This window comes from Polaromonas sp. A23, from assembly GCF_002001015.1.
Taxonomy (GTDB): Bacteria; Pseudomonadota; Gammaproteobacteria; order Burkholderiales; family Burkholderiaceae_C; genus Polaromonas.
On the sequence record NZ_MUNO01000026.1, the window covers coordinates 69,479 to 93,243 of the forward strand.

Here is a 23,765-nt window from a genome sequence, read left to right on the forward strand (position 1 = left end):
TTGTAGTGGGAGGTGGACAGCTCACAAGCTGCTTGGGGTCTAACGCTTGCCAATGCACGGCTGCGGGATACGCGTTAACCCGCAATTTTATCAGCGACTGAACACCGGGCCTCCGGCATCCGGTTACGCCAAGACCGTGCGAAGCCCGCAGGAATGCAGGGCCGCTGTGGCAGTGGGATAATTGGGGCATGAGTATTACGTACAAAGACGCGGCCGGCATTGAAGGCATGCGGGTTGCCTGCAAGCTGGCTTCCGAGGTGTTGGACTATCTGACGCCCTTCGTGAAGGCCGGCATCACGACCCGGGAAATCGACAAACTCGCCAATGACTACATGGTCGACGTGCAAGGCACGGTGTCAGCCACCCTGGGCTACCAGCCGCCGGGTTACCCGCCCTACCCGGCCTCGCTGTGCACCTCGCTGAACCATGTGGTCTGCCACGGCATTCCCAATGACAAGCCCCTGAAAAAGGGCGACATCATGAACATCGACGTCACCGTGATCACCAAGGACGGCTGGTTTGGCGACAACAGCCGCATGTACATGATTGGCGACGTATCAATTGCCGCCAAACGCTTGTGCAAGGTCACCTATGAAGCCATGTGGCACGGCATCATGCGGGTCAAACCCGGTGCCAGGCTGGGCGATATCGGACATGCCATCCAGGTTTTCGCCGAAAAGCAGGGTTTCACGATCGTGCGCGAGTTTTGTGGCCACGGCATCGGCCGCAATTTCCATGAAGAACCCCAGGTGCTGCATTACGGCCGCCCCGGCACGCTCGAAGAACTCAAGCCCGGCATGACCTTCACGATCGAGCCCATGATCAACGCCGGAAAACGCGAGATCAAGGACGGCCCTGAAAAAGACGGCTGGACCATTGTGACGCGCGACCATTCGCTGTCGGCCCAATGGGAGCACACGATTCTGGTGACTGAAACCGGCTACGAAGTACTCACGCTGTCAGCCGGCAGCCCGTCAATTCCGGATTTTGTGCCGCAGGCGGCTAACGCTGCAGTGGCACCGGCGCCCGCCGATTCGCTGGCTTGAGCCGGCGGACAAGCCCTCCTGCGCCCACAGCGCCAGCCACCATGCGTTCCGCGCTGCCTACGTCTGCCTCTCTTTTGGAACCAGCCCAGTTGCGTGAGGCCTACCGTGCGGGCAAAACCGCGCTATTGACCTCGCTGGCAGGCAGCGGCTCGTCCACACGGGGGATCCGCAGCCTGCTGCACAAGCTGGCCCGTCACACCGACGGCACCTTGCGCCAACTCTGGCTGCGTGCAGGTTTTCCGACCGGTTGCTCGCTGGTCGCCGTTGGCGGCTTTGGCCGGGGCGAGCTGTTCCCGCATTCCGACGTCGACGTGTTGCTGCTGCTTCCGGCCGACGCCCGGGTGGAAAGCGACGCCGACCTGAAAACCCGCATCGAAAACTTCATCGGCAGTTGCTGGGACACGGGGCTGGAGATCGGCTCCAGTGTGCGTACCCTCACAGACTGTGTCCAGGAAGCCGCCAAGGATGTGACCGTTCAGACCTCTCTGCTCGAGGCGCGGTTGCTGGCTGGCTCCAAAACGCTTTTTTCCGCCCTGCTTGTGCAACTCGACGAGGTGCTTGATCCGCGAGCTTTTTTTGTGGCCAAGACGCTGGAGCTGCGCCAGCGCCACAACAAGTTTGAAGACACGCCCTACTCGCTCGAGCCCAACTGCAAAGAGTCTCCTGGCGGACTGCGCGACCTGCAGATCATCCTGTGGGTAGCCCGCGCAGCCGGGTTGGGCAAGTCCTGGGATGACCTGGCGCGCAACGGCCTGGCGACCGCCTTTGAGATACGGCAAATCAAGGCCAATGAGGCCCTGCTGAGCCTGATACGGGCGCGCCTGCACCTGCTTTCGGGCCGGCGTGAGGATCGCCTGGTGTTTGACCTGCAGACCGTGGTGGCCGAGTCTTTCGGCTACGCGACGGTTACGCATAGCGAAACCGGCCGGGTGGTTTCTCGTGCCAGCGAAGCCCTGATGAAGCGCTTTTACTGGGCCGCCAAAGCAGTCACGCAGCTCAACCAGATCCTGTTGCTCAACATCGAGGAGCGACTCAACCCCAGCGGGCAGGTACCGCAGCCGATCAACGAACATTTTCTGAACAAAGCCGGGATGATCGAGGTGGCCAGTGATGAGCTGTACCTGAACAACCCGCACGCCATCCTCGAAACCTTTCTCGTTTACCAGACCACGGTGGGCGTTCAGGGCCTGTCGGCCCGTACCTTGCGCGCGCTTTACAACGCACGTGGCGTGATGGACGCCAAATTCAGAAATGACCCGGTCAACCGCAACACCTTCCGGCAGATCCTGCAGCAGCCGGTGGGCATCACCCACGCGATGCGCCTGATGAACCAGACCTCGGTGCTGGGCCGCTACCTCTGGGTGTTCCGCCAAATCGTCGGGCAGATGCAGCACGACCTGTTTCACGTCTACACGGTGGACCAACATATCCTGATGGTGTTGCGCAACGTGCGGCGCTTCTTCATGGCCGAGCACGCCCACGAATACCCTTCCTGTTCGCAACTGGCCGCCGGCTGGGACAAGCCCTGGATTCTTTACGTCGCGGCCCTTTTTCATGACATTGCCAAAGGCCGGGGCGGCGACCATTCCGAACTGGGGTGCCGCGACGTACGGGTGTTTTGCCGCCAGCACGGCATTGCGGCCGAGGATGCCAGACTGATCGAATTCCTGGTGCGCGAGCACCTGAGCATGAGCCGCATTGCCCAGAAGGAAGACCTGAGCGACCCGGAGGTCATTGCAGGTTTCGCCAAACGCGTCGGTAACGAACGCTACCTCACCGCGCTTTACCTGCTGACGGTGGCCGACATTCGCGGCACCAGCCCCAAAGTGTGGAACGCCTGGAAGGGCAAACTGCTTGAGGACTTGTACCGCTATACCCTGCGGGTGCTGGGCGGACGGGCACCCGACGCGGACGCCGAAGTCGAAGCCCGCAAACGCGAGGCCTTGACCATACTGGCATTACATGCCGAGCCCTTTGAAGCCCACAAGGCCCTGTGGGACACGCTGGATATCAGCTATTTCATGCGTCACGAAGCCGGCGACATCGCCTGGCATGCCCGCCAGCTCTCGCGGCATGTGGGTTCCGCCAAGTGCATTGTGCGGGCCCGGCGTTCGGCAACCGGCGAAGGCCTGCAGGTGCTGGTGTACACGCCCGATGCGCCGGACCTCTTTGCCCGCATCTGCGGCTATTTCGAGGAAGCGGGCTTCAGCATTCTTGACGCCAAGGTTCACACGGCCAAACCGGCCAAGGGCTCCACGGGTTATGCCCTGGACACCTTCCAGGTGGTCAGCCCCACGCTCTCCGAGCATTACCGCGAACTGGTGGCGATGATCGAGGCAGACCTGGACCGGGCGATTGAAGAAAACGGGCCCCTGCCCGCTCCGGGCAAAGGCCGGGTGTCGCGCCGGGTCAAGAGCTTCCCCATCACCCCGCGCGTGGACCTTCGGCCTGACGACAAGGCCCAGCGCTGGCTGCTCAGCGTCTCGGCCAGCGACCGCGTGGGCCTGCTGTATTCGATCGCACGGGTGTTGGCGCGGCATCGCATCAACCTGCAGCTCGCCAAAGTCACCACTCTGGGTGAGCGCGTGGAGGATACCTTCCTGATCGACGGGCCGGAGCTCCAGCAAAACAGGGCGCAGATCGCGATCGAAACCGAGCTGCTGGAAGCGCTGGGGGCCTGAGCCTCAGCACTTTTTCAGCTGTTTGCCGGTCCCCCGGCGAGATTGCGCGGCCGGGCCGGTGACGGCCCGCCAGCTCGACGCCCCTCGCCGGGGCTGTCCACCACACCACTCAGAAGGTGGCTTCAAATAAATTTAAATTATCTGAATAAAATCAAATAGTTATAAAGTTTTCTTAAAGTAATGAAATAACTTGAAACAAGCCTTCCTCCTCTGAGCGACGCGGCGGACAATGGTCTGAATTGTTTTTGCACACAGCCAATTTGAGGAGACAAGGTGTCGCACAAAATACAGACCCTGCTGGATCGCGAGCAGGCATTGCTTTCATCCGGTGCCTGCGCTGGCGATGGCCGGCCGCTGGCCCACCAGATATTTTTTGAGCCCGACAACTGGTTGGTGTCAGAAAGCTACGCACAGCTACTGGAGGCGCATGCCGCTTACCTCGTTGCCCACTCCGACCTCGCTGCCGTGGTCTCCGGCCACAGCTACGGCACCGGCAGCCACCGCTTTTTCTGGCTCATGGGAGATCGCCGTGCCATGGCGGTCCGATCGGCCCTCATCAAGGCCGGGGCTGTGCCGGGGCAGGTTCTGGTACAAAGCCGGGGCGCGGCGCGGCCGCAAATTGAATTGGCGGGCGACGATGTGGCCCGCTACCGCCGGCGCGTGACGATCGACTATGTGCCGCTGAATACTGCGACGGCGCCGCCGGTTCCTGCCGAAGGGTCGGCCCACTGGTGGCGCTCCGTGCTGGGTGTGAGCCACCGTGTCAAATTGCCTGCGGACCGGCCTGCCACGGACTCGGTTGAGGTCTGAATATCAGTCGTCGGCTGCATCCAGCCCGGGAAACAGGACCTCGGTGAACCCGAACTGCGTGAAATCCCGGATACGCATGGGATAAAGCACGCCCATCAGGTGGTCGCACTCATGTTGCACCACCCGGGCATGAAAACCGTCCACCGTGCGGTCGATGGGGTCGCCGTAGGGGTCGAAGCCCGCGTAACGGATGGCTGACCAGCGCGGCACCACACCGCGCAGCCCGGGAACCGACAGGCAGCCCTCCCAGCCGTCTTCCTCATCGTCTGACAGCGGCGTAATCACAGGATTGAGCAATACCGTGCGCGGCACCAGCGGTGCATCGGGATAGCGCGGATTCACGGCATCGGTGCCGAAAATAACCAGTTGCAAATCGACGCCGATCTGCGGCGCGGCCAGGCCGGCACCGCTGACGGCACGCATGGTCTCGAACATGTCTGCCACCAGCAGGTGCAATTCATCGGAGTCGAAGTCGGTCACGGGCTGGGCCACCCGCAGCAGGCGCGGATCACCCATTTTGAGAATATCGCGAATGGTCATGCACCGATTATCGCGGTGCCCCGTTGTTCAGCGACTCAGCGCCAATGGCGGTGGCGGTAACCGTGACGGTAGTAGCCCGGCGCAGGCACCACAACGACGGGTGCAGGCTCGACGTAAACACCAGCCGGATAGACCGCCACCGGCCGCGGTCCTATCGGCGCCACAACACAGCCAGACAATATGGCTGCCAGGCCAACCATTGCAGCGCCGGTAAAAAGACGTTGGTAATTCATGAAAATCTCCTGTTGTTCAGGTCTTAACGTGTGGCGACCTCGGTGCACCTTACGTCCGGAATGCAAAGCCCCGTAACGCCGTGTAAACAGGTGCTGATGCCCGTGTTGAGATAGCCGCGTGTGGTCTGGATCCTGCGTGCGGCGCCAAGAAGGCTGCCGACATCCCCAAACCTGCAGAGCTAAACGGCAAAATGAGGGATGTTCGAACCTTCCGAAGACCTGCCGTCCCCTGTGTCCAAGCCGTTTAACCCACTGGCACGCTGGCTGTTTCTGGCATTGGCGCTGCTTAGCCTGGCGCTGGGCGTGATCGGCATCTTTCTGCCCGTGCTGCCCACGGTGCCTTTTATCCTGCTGTCTGCATGGGCGGCCACTAAGAGTTCTCCACGTCTTCTGGCCTGGCTGGAGGGGCACACTGCCTTCGGCCCTATGCTGACCGAGTGGCGCCGCGGCGGGGTGGTGCGCAGGCGCGCCAAGTGGACGGCCACAGTGGTTATGGGCGCCAGTGCGGCATTGATGTTGGCGCTGGTTCCCTCGCGCTGGGTGGCCCTGCTGGCCATAGGCAGTATGGCCTGTGTTCTGGTGTGGCTATGGCGCCGGCCCGAACAATTCAGCGACGAAGCTCTACCACCAGAAGTTTGAACGCTTCAGGCAGCGGGAGCGGCCAGCATTACCAGCAAAGCAGCTTCGTCGATGACCGCCACACCCAGTTCCTGGGCCTTGGTCAGCTTGCTGCCCGCCTCGGTGCCGGCCACCACATAGTCGGTTTTTTTGCTAACCGAACCTGCCACCTTGCCGCCCGCCGCCTCCACCATGTCTTTGGCTTGGTCGCGGCTCAGCGTGGGCAGCGTGCCGGTGATGACAAAGGTCTTGCCGGACAGCGGCCGCGGCGCACGGGCGGCCGGCTCGCCTTCTGTCCAGTGCACGCCGCAGGCGCGCAGTTGCTCGACCACCTCGCGGTTGTGCGGTTGGTCGAAGAAGGTGCGAATGCTTTTGGCGACGATGGGGCCCACGTCGCTGACTTCGAGCAGTTGCTCTTCCGTTGCATCCATGACCGCGTCGAGCTTGCCGAAGTGGCGCGCCAGCTCCTTGGCCGTGGCCTCACCGACGTGGCGAATGCCCAGGCCGAACAGGAAACGCGGCAAAGTGGTGCTCTTAGACCTCTCCAGCGCTTCCAGCAAGTTGTTGGCCGACTTGTCGGCCATGCGGTCCAGGCCGGCCAGGGCTGTCAGGCCGAGGCGGTACAGGTCCGGCAGGGTGCGGATCACGTTGGCATCGACCAGCTGCTCCACCAGCTTGTCGCCCAGGCCTTCGATCTCGACCGCGCGCCGGTGTGCGTAATGCAGGATGGCCTCCTTGCGCTGGGCGCCGCAGAACAGGCCGCCGGTGCAGCGGTAGTCGGCCTCGCCCTCCTCGCGCACCGCGTCCGAGCCGCAGACCGGGCAAGTGTGCGGCATGGTGAATTGCGGGGCATCTCTCACGCGTTTTTCCGCCAGCACACTGACGACTTCGGGAATCACGTCGCCGGCACGGCGCACGACCACGGTGTCGCCGATACGAACGTCCTTGCGCCTGGCCTCGTCCTCGTTGTGCAGCGTTGCGTTGGTCACCGTCACGCCACCGACAAAAACCGGTGCCAGCTTGGCCACCGGTGTCAGTTTGCCGGTTCGTCCCACCTGCACGTCAATCGCCAGCACAGTGGTCATCTGCTCCTGCGCCGGGTATTTGTGGGCCACCGCCCAGCGCGGCTCGCGCGTGACAAAACCGAGTTTTTTCTGCAGCGCCAGGCTGTTGACCTTGTAGACCACACCGTCGATGTCGTAGGGCAGCTGGTCGCGTTCCTTGCCAATCTTCTGGTGGAATGCTATCAATTCAGAAGCACCTTGCGCAGTCTGGGTAAGGGCTGCGACCGGAAAACCCCATGACTTCAGGGTCAGGAGCATCTGGAAGTGGGATTCGAAGTCGGGCCCGCCCTGCTCTTTCGGCGTGACCTCACCCAGGCCGTAGGCGAAAAAGCTCAGCGGGCGGCGCGCGGCAATCGCCGGGTCCAGCTGGCGCACGGCGCCGGCCGCAGCATTGCGCGGGTTCACAAAGGTTTTTTCACCCTTGGCGCCCTGCGCGATCTTTTCGCGCTGCTTTTCGTTGAGCGACTCAAAGTCGTCACGGCGCATGTAGACCTCGCCGCGCACCTCGAGCACGGGCGGCACAGAAATATCTGAGGGCGAACGCCGCGAAGGGCCGCCCCGAGCAAGTTCAGCCCCCCCGGGGGGCAGCGAAGTACGCGAAGCGATGAGCGTGGGGGCCGCAATCCTCAACGGGATCTGCCGGATGGTGCGAATGTTCTGCGTCACGTCCTCGCCAACCTCGCCGTCGCCCCGTGTGGCGGCCTGCACCAGCACGCCATCTTCATAGCGCAGGTTGATGGCCAGGCCGTCGAACTTGAGTTCGGCCACATATTCCACGGGTGGTTCGGACTCGGCCAGGCCCAGCTCCTTGCGCACCCGGGTATCGAAGTTCTGGGCGCCGCTGGCCTCGGTATCGGTTTCGGTGCGAATGCTCAGCATGGGCACGGCATGGCGCACGCTGGCGAACTGGCTCAGCGGCTTGCCTCCCACGCGCCGGGTGGGTGAATCCGGGCTGGCCAGCTCGGGATGCTGGGCTTCCAAGGCCTGCAGTTCCTGGAACAGCCTGTCGTACTCCGCGTCGGGAACGGTCGGCTCGTCGAGCACGTAGTAACTGTGAGCGTGCTTGTGCAGTTCATCGCGCAAGGCGGCCACGCGGTCAGCGGCACTCGCCGGCGGATCGGAAGGCTCCCCGAACATGTCTTTGGTCACCATGGGAAACGCTGCAAAAAAATCAGGCCGCCATCACGAGAACAGCCGCCGGCCCAGCGCCGAGCCAGCCGGCATGTCGCGGCCTTCCAGCGTGTCATAGAGCTGCTCCAGGTCGGCATGGATGATTTCCATGGCCTCGGGCCGGATTGGTTGGCCCTGGTCATCAATGATCACGCCGTCCATGCTTGCGGCCAGCGCGATCGCGGCCTCGCACATGCGCACAAAAGGCTGCTCGGAACGCAGCACCTGCGGCACATCCAGCGAGAGTGTCAGTTCGCGCAAAGCGGTTTGTTCGGGGTCTTCTGCCATCGCAGCCTGCGTGTCGAACGCCAAACCCAGAATCGGCGCATGGCCAGACTCGCTGGCGGGCAACACCATGCGGCCGGGAATGGAGCCTGTCACGAAACCGAGCTTGGCCGCGCTCTGATGAACATAGCCCGGGCTCCAGGCCGTGTTTTTTGCGCGCAAGGTAAAACTCAATTGCGCATCGTGCGCGCTGGCAAAGTTATCCAGTTCCCGCGCTCGGGCCACCTCGTCCAGCATGTCCGGGAATTCAGGCTGGCCATCGATGGCGTCGGCGAAAGCCTGCGCCTTCATGACAAATTCTGAAAACTCGATCTGGTTCAGCGCACCGGTGCGGTTGGCCAGCTGCACGCCGGCCTGAAGCTCGCTGTAACGCTGGCCAGGAACAGGGGTCTCCCAAGTACCGGTAATCGCATTCAGGCCTTCGATGGCAAACGGCTTGCTGCCGGCGCGGCGCGTGGCTGGCATCGCGGCAAGAGCGGCTTCGCCGGAGACCGCAGCATCCACCGAGATCGGGGCAATCACGTCAATCAAGGCGTCGAGGCCGGGCTTTTTCTCGGGAACGGTCAGCGCCGTCAGGGTGTCAAGGCTGGAGTCCCGGTCAAAACCCGGTTCCTGGCGCTCTGCTTCGGTGTCGTCGAAAGGGACGACGCCCCCCATGGGTTCGGCCGGCAAAGGCGCTGGTTCCGGCGTAGCCTGCCTCGGAAGGTTTTTGCGGGCCGACCATGCGCTGTGGGCCACCACAATCGCGAGGATCAAACCACCAAGAATGGCCAAACTGATCTGGAGTGTGCTCATCTCTGTTTACGCCGCTTCCGCAAAACCGAGCGCCGCTTCCATGTCCACGGCCACAATGCGCGAAACACCCTGCTCCTGCATGGTCACGCCGATCAGCTGTTCGGCCATTTCCATGGCGATCTTGTTGTGGCTGATGAAGAGGAACTGGGTTTCCTTGCTCATGCTGGCCACCAGCTTGGCGTAACGCTCGGTGTTGGCATCGTCCAGCGGGGCATCGACCTCGTCCAGCAGGCAGAAAGGTGCAGGATTCAGCTGGAAAATCGCAAACACCAGCGCAATCGCCGTTAGAGCTTTCTCGCCTCCAGACAGCAAATGAATGGTCTGGTTCTTCTTGCCCGGTGGCTGTGCCAACACTTGCACGCCGGCGTCCAGGATTTCCTCGCCGGTCATCATGAGCTTGGCGTTGCCGCCGCCGAACAGGCGCGGGAACATCTCGCCGAAATGGCGGTTCACTGTATCGAAGGTGGTGGACAGCAGCTCGCGGGTTTCGGTATCGATCTTCTTGATCGCATCTTCCAGCGTGTTCATGGCCTCGTTCAGGTCGGCCGACTGCGCATCGAGGAACTGCTTGCGCTCACGCGCACTGCTGAGTTCGTCCAGCGCAGCCAGGTTGACGGCACCGAGAGACTGAATTTCGCGGTTGATGCGGTCGATTTCGCCCTGCAGGCCGGTCAGGCGCACATTGCCCGTTTGAATGGACTGCTCGACAGCGCTCAAATCAGCCTGTGCATCTGCCAGCAACTGGGCATATTGCTCGAAGCCCAGGCGCGCGGCCTGCTCTTTCAGCTGGAACTCGGTGATGCGCTGGCGCAGCGGGTCGAGTTCGCGTTCGAGCTGCAAACGGCGTTCGTCGCTGGCGCGCAGCTTGGTGGTCAGGTCGTCGTACTGGCTGCGCTTGGCGCCGAGGTCGGCCTCGCGTTCCAGCTTCACGGCCAATGCGTCCTGCAGGCCTGCCTGGGCCGCGGCATCGGTCAGGCGCGACAACTCCTCTTTGGCGCGCTCCTCCTCGGTGGCGATGGTCGAGGCCTGCTGCGCGGCAATGTCGATGGAACGGGCCAGCTCGTCGCGGCGCGAAGCCAGGCTGCGCAGCGCAAACTGCGCTTCCTGTGACTGGCGCTCGAGCGCACGCTGCTGTTCACGCGATTCATTGAGTTTGCGCTCGGCCTCGATCACGCGGTCGTCGAGCTGGGCATGGCGCTCCTGGCTGTCGGCCAGCTGCATGTCCAGTTCTTCAAAACGTGCTTCAGCGGTGACCTTGCGTTCCTGCAGGTCGTTCATCTGCGCGTCGATTTCTGCCAGGTCGCCGGCAATCTGCTCACTGCGCGCACGCGTTTGCTCGGCCAGCTGCGTCAGGCGCAGCACTTCAACCTGCAGTTCGTGGGTGCGGCTCTGCCCTTCGGCGGTTTCACGGCGAGCGGTCGCCAGTCGCTGGGCGGCGTCGGCATAGGCAGCCTCGGCGCGTATCAGTGCGCTGCGCGCTTCGTCGCTGATCAGTGCCTGGCCACGCAACTGTTTCTCGAGGTTTTCGATTTCCTGGGCGCGGGCCAGCAGGCCGGCCTGCTCGGAGTCCTGCGCGTAAAAACTCACGCTGTGTTGCGTCACGGCGTGGCCGGTTTTCACGTAAATCACTTCACCGGCCTGCAACTGCTGGCGCGCGGCCAGCGCTTCGTCCAGGCTTGCGGCGGTGAGGCAGCCATGCAGCCAGTCGCCGAGCAGCGCAGCCTGGCCGGCGTCGCCCAGGCGCAGCAGGTCGGCCAGGGGTTTCAGATTCGTTGCGGAAGCTTTGGCAGGTGCTGCAGCCGATGGCGGGGAATAAAACGAGAGTTTGGCCGGCGGCGTGTCGCGGCCATCGGTGCCGGCAAAACCTCGCACCATGTCCAGCCGACTGACTTCCAGCGCACCCAGCCGTTCGCGCAAGGCGGCCTCAAGGGCATTTTCCCAGCCCTGCTCGATATGAATGCGGCTCCACAGGCCCTGCAGCCCGTCCAGGCCGTGTTTAGCCAGCCAGGGCTTGAGCTTGCCGTCGGTCTTGACCTTTTCCTGCAATGCCTTGAGCGCTTCCATGCGCGCCGACAGGTCGGCCTGTTTGGCTGATTCGGTGTTGACTGCCTGCTGCTTGTTGCGGCGGTCTTCATCAAGCTGAGGCACGCTCTCGGTCAGTTCGTGCAGACGGGCCTCGGCTTCTTCCTGCGCTTCTTTGGCGGCGGTGAATTGGGTGTTGAGGTTGACGAGGCGGGCTTCATCGGGCGCGTTGAGGGCGTTTTTGTCCGCCGTCAGGCGCTCGTGGCGCAGGCTCAGGGTGCGCGATTGTTCTTCGATGTTGCGCTGGTCGGCGGCCAGCACCTGAATCTGCTGCTGCACTTGGCCCACGCTGGCGCGCTGCTCGTTGGCTTTGGATTGCGCGGCGCGCAGTGCTTCTTCAAGCGCGGGCAACTGGCCGGCCTGGTCTTCGCTCTGCGCGGCCAACAACTCGGCCTGTTCTTCGGCCTGCACGGCCTGGGCGGCCAGGTTTTCGGTCTCGATGGCCGCGTCATCCTTGCGAGCGGCCCATTGGGCGGTTTGTTCTTTCAGTTGCGCCAGCCGCTGCTCGACGCGCTGACGACCTTCGACCACAAAGCGGATTTCGGCTTCAAGCCGGCCGACTTCGGCGCTGGCTTCATACAGCTTGCCCTGGGCCTGATTGACGTGGTCACCGGCGGCGTAATGCGCCTGGCGAATGGTTTCCAGGTCGGCCTCGATGTGGCGCAAATCGGCGATGCGGCTTTCCAGGTCGTTGACCGATTTCTCGGCATCGGCCTTGACCTTCGCCTGGTCGGCTTCGCTCTCGGCACGCTTCAGGAACCAGAGCTGGTGCTGCTTGAGCGTGGCGTCGGCATGCAGGGTGTTGTAGCGCAGCGCAACCTCGGCCTGCTTCTCGAGTTTTTCGAGATTGGCATTGAGCTCGCGCAGGATGTCTTCGACGCGAGTCAGGTTCTCGCGCGTGTCGCTCAGACGGTTGGCGGTTTCGCGGCGGCGCTCCTTGTACTTGGACACGCCAGCAGCCTCCTCAAGGAACAGGCGCAGTTCTTCGGGCTTGGATTCAATGATGCGGCTGATCGTGCCCTGGCCGATGATGGCGTAGGCGCGCGGACCCAGGCCGGTACCGAGGAACACGTCCTGCACGTCGCGCCGGCGCACCGGCTGGTTGTTGATGTAGTAGCTGCTGGTGCCGTCGCGCGTCAGCACGCGCTTGACTGCGATTTCGGCAAACTGGCCCCATTGGCCCCCGGCGCGGTGGTCGGCGTTGTCAAACACCAGCTCGACGCTGGAGCGGCTGGCCGGCTTGCGGATATTGGTGCCGTTGAAGATGACGTCCTGCATGGACTCGCCGCGCAATTCGGAGGCGCGGCTTTCGCCGAGCACCCAGCGCACGGCATCCATGATGTTGGACTTGCCGCAGCCGTTGGGACCGACCACGCCAACCAGTTGGCCCGGCAGCACAAAATTGGTCGGTTCGGCAAATGATTTGAACCCGGATAACTTGATCGAATTGAGACGCACGGCTGACCCTGTTTTTTTCTTGGCGCTTTGAAGCTAACTCGTTGATTTGTATGGCACTTTTTGAAGGCGCCCGGCGTCGCTTCAGGCAATGCACAGCCCGCAATGTTACCCGAGCTGTACCGGTCGGCCGCTGTAAAAAATGGTGTCGGCTGCTTGGCTTGGCCGGTCTTGCCTGTCGTTTTGTAGCAGTCGGCTGGCATTTCAAGGAAAAGCAAGAGAGAAATCGGCACTTTGCCCTTTACGCACGGGCGCAAGCAGCTATTCATTTGATAGCGGAAGCCAGACCCATGCGGTACCCTGAAGGTGAGCCATCAGTCCACACTGGATAATCCGGGCGATGAATCCCTTGTTGAAACGCCTTCAGCCCTACCCTTTTGAGCGGCTGCGCCAGCTCCACGCCGGCGTCACACCGAATCCTGCTTATCGCCCCATCAGCCTTGGCATCGGTGAGCCCAAACATGCGACGCCGGAATTGATCAAAACGGCGCTGAACGCCAGCCTCAGCGGGCTGGCCAGCTACCCGGCGACGGCGGGCGAGCCGAGGCTGCGCCAGTCCATGGCCGGCTGGATGCAGCGCCGCTACGGTTTGGCACTGGATCCGCTGACGCAGATCCTGCCGGTCAATGGCTCGCGCGAAGCGCTGTTTGCGCTGGCACAAACGGTTATTGACCCTACGCAGCCGGGTGCGACTGTTGTGTCACCCAATCCCTTTTATCAAATCTATGAAGGCGCGGCTTTGCTGGCCGGTGCTGACACCTGGTTTGCGCCCAGCGACCCGGCCCGTAATTTTGCGGTGGATTGGGCTGCCGTTCCGCAGGAGGTCTGGAAAACGACACAACTTCTGTTTGTCTGCTCACCGGGCAACCCGACCGGCGCGGTCATGGGCCTTGATGAATGGAAACTGCTGTTCGAACTGAGCGACAAGTACGGCTTTGTCATCGCCTCCGACGAGTGTTACAGCGAGATCTACTTTCGCGACGAGCCGCCGCTGGGCGGGCTGCAAGCGGCCGCCAAGCTGGGCCGCAGTGATTTCAAAAACCTGATCGCCCTGACCAGCCTGTCCAAGCGCAGCAACGTGCCGGGCCTGCGTAGCGGCTTTGTGGCTGGCGACGCGGCGCTGATCAAGCCCTTCTTGCTCTACCGCACCTACCACGGCAGTGCCATGAGCCCGATCGTGCAGGCCGCCAGCATTGCCGCCTGGGACGACGAAAAACACGTCGTGGACAACCGCGCAATGTACCGAGAGAAATTCGCCGCCGTCACGCCCATGCTCGCCCGGGTCATGGACGTGGCCTTGCCCGATGCCGGTTTTTATCTTTGGGCGCAAATTCCCGAGCGCTTCAACAACGACGACCCTGCGTTTTCGCGAGAATTGCTCGCTCTTTACAATGTGGTGGTGTTACCTGGCAGTTACCTGGCCCGCGAAGCCCGGGGCCACAATCCCGGAACCGGCCGGATCCGCATGGCGCTGGTGGCCGAAACGGCCGAATGTGTCGAGGCTGCCGAAAGAATCGTTCAATTTATCCAATCCACTTCTGCTTAAAAAATGAATCAAGACCAATTGCAAAGCATCATCAACGCCGCCTGGGAAGACCGCGCGAACCTGTCCCCCCAGGCTGCTTCGAAAGAAGTACAGGACGCGGTGGAACACACGATTTCCGAACTCAACGCCGGCCGCCTGCGCGTGGCCACACGCCAGGGCGTGGGCCAATGGACCACCCACCAATGGATCAAGAAGGCTGTGCTGCTGAGCTTTCGCCTGAAAGACAATGTGATGATGCGCGCCGGCGACCTGGGCTTTTTTGACAAGGTTCCAACCAAGTTCTCGCACCTGAGCGAAGAAGAAATGAAAGCCAGCGGCGTGCGCGTGGTGCCCCCCGCCGTGGCACGCCGCGGCAGCTACATCGCCAAGGGCGCGATCCTCATGCCCAGCTACGTGAACATCGGCGCCTATGTGGACGAAGGCACCATGGTCGATACCTGGGCCACCGTGGGCAGTTGCGCGCAAATCGGCAAAGGCGTGCACCTCTCCGGTGGCGTGGGCATTGGCGGCGTGCTGGAGCCGGTGCAGGCCGGGCCCACCATCATCGAGGACAACTGCTTTATCGGTGCACGCTCGGAAGTGGTCGAAGGTGTGATCGTCGAAGAAAACTCCGTTATTTCGATGGGCGTCTACATCGGTCAGAGCACGCCGATTTATGACCGCGAAGCCGACACCGTGACTTATGGCCGCATTCCGGCTGGTTCTGTCGTGGTGTCGGGCAACATGCCCAAGGCGGGCGGAAAATACTCGCTGTACTGCGCGGTGATCGTCAAGCGCGTGGATGCCAAGACGCGCGCCACAACGAGTTTGAACGATCTGCTCCGCGACTGATTGACGGCGTAACTCAACATTGACGATGACTGGGCGACTATGAGCACGATGGAACGAATTCTCCGTTTGATGGCCGATAAAAAGGCTTCCGACGTGTACCTGTCAGCCCACTCACCGGCCCTGATCAAGATCAATGGCGAAGCGATTCCCATCAACAGCCAGATTCTGCCGCCCGACGCGCCGCGCAACCTGCTGGCCGAGGTGCTGCCGCCCGAGCGGATTGAGGAGCTGGAAGAACTCGGCGAGCTCAACATGGGCTTTCCGCTGGCCGGCGTCGGCAACTTCCGTATCAGCGGTTTCCGGCAGCGCGCCACCTACGCGGCGGTGATTCGTTATGTGCCCAGCGACATCCCGGCGCTCGGAAGTCTGAACGTGCCGCCCATCCTGGCCGACCTGATCATGGAAAAACGCGGCCTGTTGCTGATGGTGGGCTCCACCGGGGCCGGCAAAAGCACCACGCTGGCTTCCATGATGGACCACCGCAATGGCATTGCACCTGGGCACATTCTGACGATTGAAGATCCCGTCGAGTTCATCTTCACCAACAAGAAATCGGTAGTGAACCAGCGCGAAGTTGGCAGCGATACGCAGTCGCTGCAGGTGGCGCTGAAGAACGCATTGCGCCAGGCGCCGGACGTGATTTTGATCGGCGAGATCCGTGACCGGGAAACCATGTCGGCAGCCATTGCCTATGCGCAGTCCGGCCACTTGTGCCTGGCCACCATGCACGCCAACAACAGTTACCAGGCGCTCAACCGGATTTTGAGTTTTTACCCGGTGGAGGTGCGCACCACCATGCTGGGCGACCTGGGCGCCGCCATGAAGGCCATCGTTTCTCAGCGCCTGCTGCGCACGCTGGCCGGTAGCCGGGCACCGGCAGTCGAGGTCATGCTGAACACCAAGCTGATTTCCGAGCTGATCGAAAAAGGCGACTTTTCCGGCGTCAAGGAAGCCATGGAAAAATCCATGGCCGAAGGCTCCCAAACCTTCGAACAAGACATCGCCAAACTGATTGTGGAAGGCACGGTTTCGCGCAAAGAAGGCCTGTTGCATGCCGACTCGCCAACCAACCTGATGTGGCGGCTGGAAAACGACTTTGCTGCGGCTGCCAAGGCCGCTGAGCCCGAGGAAGAGCAGGACGAGGAAGCATCCTTCACTGAAATCACCCTGGATGTTCGTCACGAGACCAAAACCGGCAACACCGGTTACGGCAACCCTTAAGCGTAGCGGGTCTTCTCTTCGATGTCTTCAACGCTTCGCCTTGCCGAACAGCTGATCTCTCGCCCCTCCGTCACACCCGACGATGCCGGTTGCCAGGCTATTCTTTCGACCCGACTGGCGCCCCTGGGCTTTGAGTGCGAAACCATCGTCAGCGGCCCCGAAAACTTCCGGGTCACTAATCTCTGGGCAAAATTCAAGGGCTTTAGCCCTTTAGCCCAGGAAACACGGGCGCAGGCAGCTACCAATTCAATAGCGCCGAAGACGCTGATCTTCGCCGGCCACACCGACGTGGTTCCGACCGGCCCACTCGACCAGTGGAGCAGCCCTCCCTTCACGCCCAGCCACCGCGACGGCGTGCTCTACGGGCGCGGTGCAGCTGATATGAAAACCTCAGTTGCTGCCATGGTGGTTGCTGTTGAAGAATTCCTGGCAGCCAACCCCCAGCCCAATCTATCCATCGCCTTCCTGATCACCAGCGACGAGGAAGGCCCGTCCGTTGACGGCACGGCCATCGTCGTCCAGCAGCTGAAAGAACGTGGCGAGGTGCTGGACTACTGCATCGTCGGTGAGCCCACCTCGGTGAACCAGCTCGGTGACATGATCAAGAACGGCCGCCGCGGCACGCTGAGCGGCAAACTCACGGTCAAGGGTGTTCAGGGCCACATCGCCTACCCGCACCTGGCCGACAACCCGATTCACCGCTTCGCACCGGCCTTGGCCGAACTGGTGGCTACCGAGTGGGACGCCGGCAATACGTTTTTCCCGGCGACCAGCTGGCAGGTGTCCAACGTGCATGGCGGCACTGGCGCCTCCAACATCATTCCGGGCGAACTGGTGGTGGACTTCAATTTCCGTTTTTCCACCGAATCGACGGCCGACAGCCTGAAAACGCGGCTGGAAGCCATCCTCCAGAAGCACAAGCTCGACTACACGCTGAAATGGACACTGGGCGGCCAGCCCTTCCTGACCACGCCAGGCGAACTGGTCCAAGCGGTCAGCCAATCCATCCAGGCTGAAACCGGCCTGGCCACCGAGCTGTCCACCACTGGCGGTACCAGCGACGGGCGCTTTATCGCCAGCATCTGCCCGCAGCTCATCGAGTTCGGCCCGATCAATGCCTCCATCCACAAGATTGACGAACACGTGCTGGTCAGCTCGCTGGACCCGCTGAAAAACATCTACAAAGGCGTGCTGGAGCGTCTGGCAGCCTTATGAGCCCGGAAAGCCAACCAACGGTGCTCTCCCTGGTCGAGCACTGGACGGACAGGCTGGAGGCTGCCGGCCTTAGCCAGGCCGATGGCTTTGGCCAGGGCACCCTCACCGCGTTCGACGAAGCCGCCTGGCTGGTGCTGTGGCGGCTTGGTTTGCCCCTGGACGAGCTCGATGAAGTGGAAAATCAGCCCGTATCCCCTGCCGATGTTGCGCAGGTAGCTATCCTTTTGGAAGCACGCATCAGCACGCGCAAGCCCGCCGCCTACCTGACCAAAGAGGCCTGGCTGCAAGGTGTGCCCTTCTATGTCGATGAACGCGTGATCATTCCGCGCTCCCTCATTGCCGAGCTGTTGGTTGATGAAAGCATTGACCCCTGGCTCAACGAAGCGACACACCGTGTGCTGGACCTGTGCACCGGCAACGGCAGCCTGGCCATCCTCGCTGCCATGGCCTATCCGGACGTTGCGGTGGATGCAGCCGACATCAGCGCCGATGCATTGGCCGTGGCGCGCATCAATGTGGACATCCACGAATTGCAGGGCCGCATCACGCTGATTGAATCCGACGGGCTGGCCTCCTGCCCCGGCCCGTACGACCTGATCCTGTGCAACCCGCCCTACGTCAACGCAGCCACCATGGCCACGCTGCCTGCCGAATTCAGGGCGGAACCGGCCTTGGCCTTGGCCGGCGGCGAGGACGGCATGGACTTCATCAGAAGCCTTTTTCTAAACGCCGCCCGCCATATGAGCGAAAATGCTGTTTTGGTGCTGGAAATCGGCAACGAGCGCGAGAATTTTGAACGCGCTTTCCCCGAGCTTGAACCCCTGTGGTTCGAGACCAGCGCAGGCGCTGACCAGGTTTTACTCCTTACGCGCCAGCAATTGGCCTGAAACCTGCGTCGCGGTCTGCATGACCGCATATTTTCCCGAGTTTGTCTGTTTTAAATGATTACCCTTAAAAACGTGGTGCTGCGTCGCGGCGCCAAAGTGATTCTCGACAGCGCGTCTGTCACCCTCAACCCCGGCGAAAAAATCGGCTTGGTGGGGCGTAATGGCGCGGGCAAGTCTTCGCTGTTCGCGATGCTCAACGGCACGTTGCACGAAGACGGCGGCGAGTTTTACATCCCATCCCAGTGGCGCATGGCACAGGTTGCCCAGGACATGCCCGAAACCGAACAAAGCGCCACCGACTACGTGATCGAGGGCGACGTGGTGCTGCTGGCCGCGCAGGCCGAGGTGACGGCCGCCGAAGACAGCGGCGACGGCGACCGCATGGCCCATGCCTACATGGACCTCTATGATTCCGGCGCACACGACGCACAGGCACGTGCGCAGGCGCTGATCCTCGGCCTGGGTTTCAAGGTCAGCGAGCTCGACAACCCGGTCAACAGCTTTTCCGGCGGCTGGCGCATGCGCCTGCAGCTTGCACGAGCCCTCATGTGCCCGTCCGATCTGTTGCTGCTCGACGAGCCGACCAACCATTTGGACCTGGACGCGCTGGTCTGGCTGGAAGCCTGGCTGCAGCGTTACCAGGGCACCATGCTGGTCATCAGCCATGACCGGGAATTCCTCGACGCCGTGACCGACGTCACCGTGCACATCGAACGTGCCAAGCTCACGCGCTACGGCGGCAACTACAGCAAGTTCGAAGACCTGCGCGCCGAGCAGATGGCGCTGCAGCAAGGCGCATTCAACAAGCAGCAGGACAAGATTGCCCACCTGCAAAAGTTCATCGCCCGCTTCAAGGCCAAGGCCAGCAAAGCCAAACAGGCGCAAAGCCGCGTCAAGGCACTGGACCGCATGGAGAAAATCGCCCCGCTGCTGGCCGAAGCCGACTTCACCTTCGAGTTCAAGGAACCGGCCAACCTGCCCAACCCCATGCTGTCGATGCAGAACGCCTACTTCGGCTATCCACCGCCGGCCGACGCGCCCGAAGGCACGCCGCCCACGATTATCGTGCAAAACGTCAGCAAGTCGGTGCTGGCTGGCCAGCGCATTGGCATCCTGGGCGCCAACGGGCAAGGCAAGTCAACGCTGGTCAAAACCATTGCGCGGGCGTTGGCTCCCATCAGTGGCGACATGACCGAAGGCAAGGGCCTGAACATCGGCTACTTCGCCCAGCAGGAGCTGGACGTGCTGCGCCCGGCCGACAACCCACTGGAACACATGATCCGCCTCGTCAAGGAAGTCACCGCCGCCGGCAAGATGGGCAACCAGCCCACACGCGAGCAGGACCTGCGCAGCTTCCTGGGCAACTTCAATTTCGGCGGCGACATGGTCAAGCAGGCCGTCGGCAGCATGAGCGGTGGCGAAAAAGCCCGTCTGGTGCTTTGCATGATTGTCTGGCAGCGCCCCAACCTGCTGCTGCTTGATGAGCCGACCAACCACCTGGATCTGGCCACGCGCGAAGCACTGTCGATGGCACTCAATGAATTTGAAGGCACCGTCATGCTGGTCAGCCACGACCGCGCCCTGCTGCGCGCCGTCTGCGACGAGTTCTGGATGGTGTCGCAGGGCGGCGTGGCGCCGTTTGACGGCGACCTGGACGACTACCAGAAGTATTTGCTGGACTATGCCAAGCGCCAGCGTGAAGAAGCCAAGAAGTCCGGCAGCGGTGCCGCTGCGGCGCCTGCCGCAACCGCTACCAAATCAGTAGCTGCCAGCGCACAGCCGGCGGGGGCTTCAGCCACTTCTGATGCGAAGAAACCGACCAACAAGAAAGAAGACGCCCAGCGCCGGCAGCAACAGTCCGACAGCACCAAACCGCTGCGCAAGGAGCTGGAAAAAATTGACCAGCAAATGCAGGCGCTGAACACCGAACGCGACACGCTGCAGGCTAAACTGGCCGGCACCACTGCGTCCGCGGAGATGGCCCAGACCGGCAAGCGCCTCAAAGTCATCGAGAGCGAGATCGGCGCGCTGGAAGAACGCTGGCTTGAACTCACCGAGCAGATCGAAACCTCTCTGGCTTGAGGGTAAGGGCTTGGGGTTGCGGCTCTAACCCTGCCTGGCATTTGGCGCTAAAGTGCCTTCATGCCTACCGCCCTTCAAATGGCCTCCGACGACGCCGCCCTTCAGGCTGCCGTCATGCGAGGCCGCAAACTGCTCAACAAACGCGCCATGGTCGCTGCCGCGGCCAGCGCCGTTCCGCTGCCCGGCCTGGACTGGGCAGTCGACGCGGCCCTGCTCTCCAAACTGATCCCCGAGATCAACAAGGAATTCGGCCTCACGCCGCAGCAGCTCGACCAGCTTGATCCGACGAAGCGCGAGCAGGTGCAGAAAGCCGTTGCGCTGGTCGGCTCCGTGTTGATCGGAAAACTCATTAGCCGCGAGCTGGTGCTCAAGGCAGCAACGAAGATCGGCATGCGCCTGACAACCAAGCAACTCGCCAAATACGTGCCTTTCGCCGGGCAGATCGTAGCGGCCACCGTGGGCTACGCGGCCATCCGCTACCTCGGCGAAGAACACATGAAAGACTGCATCCGTGTCGCGCAACAGGCGCATCTGGAAGTGCCGTTGTTGGGGTATTCTGCGGTCCCTTGATCGGCACGCCACACTCAGCCGTCAATGAACACCTCAAGCCCGCGGACCCAGGGAATGGCTTTGAAATGGATGAAATGGACGCTTCGCTGCGCCATGGCCATCGTCGCAATCATTCTGGCGCTCGACCTTGTGTATTTCGTTCAAGGCTCTCTGGAGATGTTTCCTACCGGGGAAAGGCAATCCGGAATCAGGGAAGTCACCGGTCTTGCTGCGGTGATGCTTTGTCTGGTGGAGCTTGCCCTGCTCCTGCTTCTGAGGCGTGTCAGGCAGGCGTCCTCGTAACGCCCCGCCCGTCTTCGGCTCACTCAATTCTTCACCCTCGAATTCAAGCCGCCAATAAAAAAACGCCTGACTTTTCGGTCAGGCGCTTCAAATATGGTGGGTTCTGCGAGATTCGAACTCGCGACCTACGGATTAAGAGTCCGCTGCTCTACCAGCTGAGCTAAGAACCCAAAGAAAAAGCACCTGATCTTTCAATCAGGCGCCTCAAATCTGGTGGGACCAGCGGGGGTCGAACCCACGACAAACGGATTAAAAGTCCGCTGCTCTACCAACTGAGCTATGGTCCCGAGGCCCATCGTTGGATGTACCCGGTTTTTACTGCAACGCGTGCAGCAAAGCCTTGAATTATAGCGTCATTTTTTGGCGCCTCGCAAACTCAGCTTCCAATTTTATCGAGCACCCAGCCGGCTGCGCACAAACCGAAGGTGGAGGTCACGCTGACGACCGATCCGTAACCATGACAGTTGAGGCTGCCGTCGTTCTGCGCATCGTCCGCGATATCGCAGGCTTGCAGTTCCGCGGCCACATCAGGTTCACGTTGAACAGCGGAAGCAGGCTGCATCACGGCCTCGCGGCTGAACACACAGGCCACGCCTATTTTCCCCTTGCGCGCGGCCCCCTGCTCCTTGCGCAGGCGGTAGCGCAGTTGTGCAAGCAGGGGGTCATGCGTAACCAGTGAGAGGTCGTCAATGTCAACCTTGTGCGCATGGCGCTTGCCGCCGGCTGCTCCCACGCTGATGAAATTGATCCGGTTTTTCATGGCCCATGCAGCCATGGCGGTTTTTGCCCGAACCTGGTCACACGCGTCAATCACCGACACCTTGTCGCTGCCCGCCTGGTCCAGCCCGGCAATCACCGGCCAGTTGTCTGCGTCGACAAACTCTTCGACGCAGCGCACGTCACAGTCGGGATTGATCTGGGTAATACGTTCACGCATGGCCTGGACCTTGGCCTGACCCAGTGTCGCGCTCAGCGCATGAATCTGGCGGTTGATGTTGGACTCCGCAATATGGTCGAGGTCAATCAGTGTCAGGCGCGCCACCCCGCTGCGAGCCAATGCTTCAGCCGCCCACGAACCCACGCCGCCCAAACCAACGACCACCACATGGGCCGAGCGGATTTTCTTTGCCCCCGCCACGCCGTAAAGGCGCGCCAACCCACCAAAGCGCCGCTCAGGGTCTGCAGTTGCCAGGTCGGTCACTGGATGCTTTTCTCAAGTCGCCAGACCTGGTAGCGCACGCCTGCCACGCAGCCGGCAATGATTGAGGCCACGGCCACAAAGCTGGTGGCACTCAGTGTGGAAATACCCGAGAGGCCCTGGCCCACGGTACAACCCATGGCGGCCACGCCCCCCACGCCCATCAAGACCGCGCCGACCAGGTGGTTGCCAGTGTCTTCAACACTGCGAAAGCCTTCCCAGCGGAAGCTGCGGGTGACCACCGAGTACGCTGCTGAGCCCACAACCACACCAAAAACTGAAACGATGCCGATGGTCAAAAGTTTGCTCTTGTCACTGAAAAACATCAGCCAGTCCACGGTATAGGCCACCGGTGAAACAAAACTCAAAGCCTCCATGCGCCCGGAATTTGTCGCCAGGAAGGCTTCCTGCAGGGTATCCGGATGCTCGGCGATGTAGCCCAGATGGCCGCTGACCCACCACATGCCCACAATGATTGCGCCAATGCCCAAGCCTGCGAGCAGGTTGTCAAAACTGCGAAACTCCGCCCCCAGCAGAGCCCATACGATCAGGCCACCACCCAGTATCACAGCGATACCCAGCCCGGCCAGAGCCGGCGAAACGCCCACCACACCCGCAACCCAGCTGGACAAGGCAGCATTCGAGGAAAAGTCAACAGCAACACGGTCCACCGTGGCCACGCGCAGCACTGCAGTGATTCCCTTGAGGGTTGCAAAAGCGGCTACGCCCATGACCAGGAAAACAACCAGCGATTTGAGGTTGCCCCCACCGATACGCACCAGCGTCTTGCTGCCGCACCCGGAGGCAAGCACCATGCCGAAGCCGAACATCAGGCCGCCGACGAGTGCGGACAACCAGATAAAACGGTTGGAAGCGTAGAGGGTTTTGGAAGGATCGATCAATCCCGCTGCTGCGAGACCGTAAAAGCCGATCATGGCCACGCCGACAGCCATGCCCCACATCCGCATGCGCGTCCAGTCACCCATGTTGACGATATCGCTAACGGCGCCCATGGTGCAAAAGTGGGTTCGCTGGGCGATGGCACCAAAGAAGGCGGCAAGAATAAAAGCCGCCCAGAGGACCTGGGTGGTGAGAGCGTTGAGCTGGGAGGTGTCCATCTCCCGATTTTAGGGGCAGGCCCATGAAGACGCCCC

19 protein-coding genes and 2 tRNA genes are annotated in these 23,765 nt (G+C 61.8%); 12 read left to right on the forward strand and 9 right to left on the reverse strand.

Annotated elements, in window-relative coordinates:
- The first annotated feature begins 188 nt into the window (after positions 1–188).
- The 3 genes from map to B0B52_RS13825 all read left to right on the forward strand — a co-directional run bounded on the left by map (position 189) and on the right by B0B52_RS13825 (position 4,537).
- Positions 189–1,046, forward strand: coding sequence for a type I methionyl aminopeptidase (gene map / locus B0B52_RS13815; RefSeq protein ID WP_077594237.1), 858 nt, complete (start codon positions 189–191; stop codon positions 1,044–1,046).
- A gap of 41 nt (positions 1,047–1,087) precedes the next feature.
- Positions 1,088–3,727, forward strand: a complete 2,640-nt coding sequence (locus tag B0B52_RS13820) for a [protein-PII] uridylyltransferase (RefSeq protein WP_077594238.1) — start codon at positions 1,088–1,090, stop codon at positions 3,725–3,727.
- Positions 3,728–4,000: 273 nt separating this feature from the next.
- Positions 4,001–4,537, forward strand: a complete 537-nt coding sequence (locus B0B52_RS13825) for an OmpA family protein (protein ID WP_077594239.1) — start codon at positions 4,001–4,003, stop codon at positions 4,535–4,537.
- A 3-nt stretch (positions 4,538–4,540) separates the two neighbouring features.
- Here B0B52_RS13825 and def read toward each other — a convergent pair whose 3' ends face one another.
- A complete protein-coding gene (def, locus tag B0B52_RS13830) occupies positions 4,541–5,077 on the reverse strand; it encodes a peptide deformylase (RefSeq protein ID WP_077594240.1) in 537 nt (178 codons plus the stop codon).
- 35 nt (positions 5,078–5,112) lie between these two features.
- Positions 5,113–5,310: a hypothetical protein gene (locus B0B52_RS13835; protein ID WP_077594241.1), complete on the reverse strand. Its 198-nt coding sequence runs from the start codon at positions 5,308–5,310 to the stop codon at positions 5,113–5,115.
- A 198-nt stretch (positions 5,311–5,508) separates the two neighbouring features.
- Between B0B52_RS13835 and B0B52_RS13840 the strand changes: the two genes are divergently transcribed.
- Positions 5,509–5,949: a YbaN family protein gene (locus B0B52_RS13840; RefSeq protein ID WP_077594242.1), complete on the forward strand. Its 441-nt coding sequence runs from the start codon at positions 5,509–5,511 to the stop codon at positions 5,947–5,949.
- A 5-nt stretch (positions 5,950–5,954) separates the two neighbouring features.
- Here B0B52_RS13840 and ligA read toward each other — a convergent pair whose 3' ends face one another.
- The 3 genes from ligA to smc are packed head-to-tail and all read right to left on the reverse strand — an operon-like array spanning position 5,955 to position 12,782.
- The gene (gene ligA / locus B0B52_RS13845) at positions 5,955–8,144 is read right to left on the reverse strand and encodes an NAD-dependent DNA ligase LigA (protein ID WP_077594243.1); all 2,190 of its coding nucleotides are present in this window, start codon (positions 8,142–8,144) and stop codon (positions 5,955–5,957) included.
- A gap of 30 nt (positions 8,145–8,174) precedes the next feature.
- On the reverse strand, positions 8,175–9,242 hold the full coding sequence (locus B0B52_RS13850) for a cell division protein ZipA C-terminal FtsZ-binding domain-containing protein (RefSeq protein ID WP_077594244.1): 1,068 nt from the start codon (positions 9,240–9,242) through the stop codon (positions 8,175–8,177).
- Positions 9,243–9,248: 6 nt separating this feature from the next.
- Complete coding sequence (gene smc, locus B0B52_RS13855; RefSeq protein WP_077594245.1) at positions 9,249–12,782, reverse strand: chromosome segregation protein SMC; 3,534 nt, start codon at positions 12,780–12,782, stop codon at positions 9,249–9,251.
- A 337-nt stretch (positions 12,783–13,119) separates the two neighbouring features.
- Between smc and dapC the strand changes: the two genes are divergently transcribed.
- Genes dapC through B0B52_RS13895 form a run of 8 tightly spaced genes read left to right on the forward strand, consistent with a single transcriptional unit; the run spans position 13,120 to position 21,413 of the window.
- On the forward strand, positions 13,120–14,325 hold the full coding sequence (gene dapC / locus B0B52_RS13860) for a succinyldiaminopimelate transaminase (protein WP_077594246.1): 1,206 nt from the start codon (positions 13,120–13,122) through the stop codon (positions 14,323–14,325).
- 3 nt (positions 14,326–14,328) lie between these two features.
- Complete coding sequence (dapD, locus tag B0B52_RS13865) at positions 14,329–15,156, forward strand: 2,3,4,5-tetrahydropyridine-2,6-dicarboxylate N-succinyltransferase (protein ID WP_077594247.1); 828 nt, start codon at positions 14,329–14,331, stop codon at positions 15,154–15,156.
- Positions 15,157–15,195: 39 nt separating this feature from the next.
- Positions 15,196–16,377 carry a PilT/PilU family type 4a pilus ATPase gene (locus B0B52_RS13870; protein ID WP_077594248.1) on the forward strand — a complete coding sequence of 394 codons (1,182 nt, stop codon included), beginning with the start codon at positions 15,196–15,198 and terminating at the stop codon, positions 16,375–16,377.
- A 21-nt stretch (positions 16,378–16,398) separates the two neighbouring features.
- Positions 16,399–17,592, forward strand: a complete 1,194-nt coding sequence (gene dapE / locus B0B52_RS13875) for a succinyl-diaminopimelate desuccinylase (protein WP_077594249.1) — start codon at positions 16,399–16,401, stop codon at positions 17,590–17,592.
- Entirely contained in the window at positions 17,589–18,479 is an 891-nt protein-coding gene (gene prmB / locus B0B52_RS13880) for a 50S ribosomal protein L3 N(5)-glutamine methyltransferase (protein ID WP_077594250.1), read from the forward strand. The genes dapE and prmB overlap by 4 nt, the downstream gene beginning before the upstream one ends.
- A gap of 54 nt (positions 18,480–18,533) precedes the next feature.
- Positions 18,534–20,561, forward strand: a complete 2,028-nt coding sequence (locus tag B0B52_RS13885; protein WP_077594251.1) for an ABC-F family ATP-binding cassette domain-containing protein — start codon at positions 18,534–18,536, stop codon at positions 20,559–20,561.
- Positions 20,562–20,621: 60 nt separating this feature from the next.
- Positions 20,622–21,131, forward strand: a complete 510-nt coding sequence (locus tag B0B52_RS13890; RefSeq protein WP_077594252.1) for a hypothetical protein — start codon at positions 20,622–20,624, stop codon at positions 21,129–21,131.
- Between the two features lie 24 nt (positions 21,132–21,155).
- Positions 21,156–21,413 carry a hypothetical protein gene (locus tag B0B52_RS13895; protein ID WP_139351942.1) on the forward strand — a complete coding sequence of 86 codons (258 nt, stop codon included), beginning with the start codon at positions 21,156–21,158 and terminating at the stop codon, positions 21,411–21,413.
- Between the two features lie 94 nt (positions 21,414–21,507).
- On the opposite strand, the gene B0B52_RS13900 is transcribed toward B0B52_RS13895, so the two are convergent.
- From B0B52_RS13900 to B0B52_RS13915, 4 genes are all read right to left on the reverse strand, one after another.
- Positions 21,508–21,583, reverse strand: a tRNA-Lys gene (locus B0B52_RS13900).
- Positions 21,584–21,624: 41 nt separating this feature from the next.
- A tRNA-Lys gene (locus B0B52_RS13905) sits at positions 21,625–21,700 on the reverse strand.
- 89 nt (positions 21,701–21,789) lie between these two features.
- Positions 21,790–22,614, reverse strand: a complete 825-nt coding sequence (locus tag B0B52_RS13910; RefSeq protein WP_077594254.1) for a ThiF family adenylyltransferase — start codon at positions 22,612–22,614, stop codon at positions 21,790–21,792.
- Entirely contained in the window at positions 22,611–23,729 is a 1,119-nt protein-coding gene (locus B0B52_RS13915) for a YeeE/YedE family protein (protein ID WP_077594255.1), read from the reverse strand. Before B0B52_RS13915 ends, B0B52_RS13910 begins: the two co-directional genes overlap by 4 nt.
- Positions 23,730–23,765 lie beyond the last annotated feature (36 nt).

Coding starts and splice junctions, on each gene's coding strand:
- def (WP_077594240.1), bottom strand. CDS start 5,077: ATGACCATTCGCGATATTCTCAAAATGGGTGATCCGCGCCTGCTGCGG.
- map (WP_077594237.1), top strand. CDS start 189: ATGAGTATTACGTACAAAGACGCGGCCGGCATTGAAGGCATGCGGGTT.
- B0B52_RS13885 (WP_077594251.1), top strand. CDS start 18,534: ATGATTACCCTTAAAAACGTGGTGCTGCGTCGCGGCGCCAAAGTGATT.
- B0B52_RS13850 (WP_077594244.1), bottom strand. CDS start 9,242: ATGAGCACACTCCAGATCAGTTTGGCCATTCTTGGTGGTTTGATCCTC.
- ligA (WP_077594243.1), bottom strand. CDS start 8,144: ATGGTGACCAAAGACATGTTCGGGGAGCCTTCCGATCCGCCGGCGAGT.
- prmB (WP_077594250.1), top strand. CDS start 17,589: ATGAGCCCGGAAAGCCAACCAACGGTGCTCTCCCTGGTCGAGCACTGG.
- B0B52_RS13890 (WP_077594252.1), top strand. CDS start 20,622: ATGCCTACCGCCCTTCAAATGGCCTCCGACGACGCCGCCCTTCAGGCT.
- dapD (WP_077594247.1), top strand. CDS start 14,329: ATGAATCAAGACCAATTGCAAAGCATCATCAACGCCGCCTGGGAAGAC.
- B0B52_RS13915 (WP_077594255.1), bottom strand. CDS start 23,729: ATGGACACCTCCCAGCTCAACGCTCTCACCACCCAGGTCCTCTGGGCG.
- B0B52_RS13870 (WP_077594248.1), top strand. CDS start 15,196: ATGAGCACGATGGAACGAATTCTCCGTTTGATGGCCGATAAAAAGGCT.
- dapE (WP_077594249.1), top strand. CDS start 16,399: ATGTCTTCAACGCTTCGCCTTGCCGAACAGCTGATCTCTCGCCCCTCC.
- dapC (WP_077594246.1), top strand. CDS start 13,120: ATGAATCCCTTGTTGAAACGCCTTCAGCCCTACCCTTTTGAGCGGCTG.
- B0B52_RS13840 (WP_077594242.1), top strand. CDS start 5,509: ATGTTCGAACCTTCCGAAGACCTGCCGTCCCCTGTGTCCAAGCCGTTT.
- B0B52_RS13820 (WP_077594238.1), top strand. CDS start 1,088: ATGCGTTCCGCGCTGCCTACGTCTGCCTCTCTTTTGGAACCAGCCCAG.
- B0B52_RS13895 (WP_139351942.1), top strand. CDS start 21,156: ATGAACACCTCAAGCCCGCGGACCCAGGGAATGGCTTTGAAATGGATG.
- B0B52_RS13835 (WP_077594241.1), bottom strand. CDS start 5,310: ATGAATTACCAACGTCTTTTTACCGGCGCTGCAATGGTTGGCCTGGCA.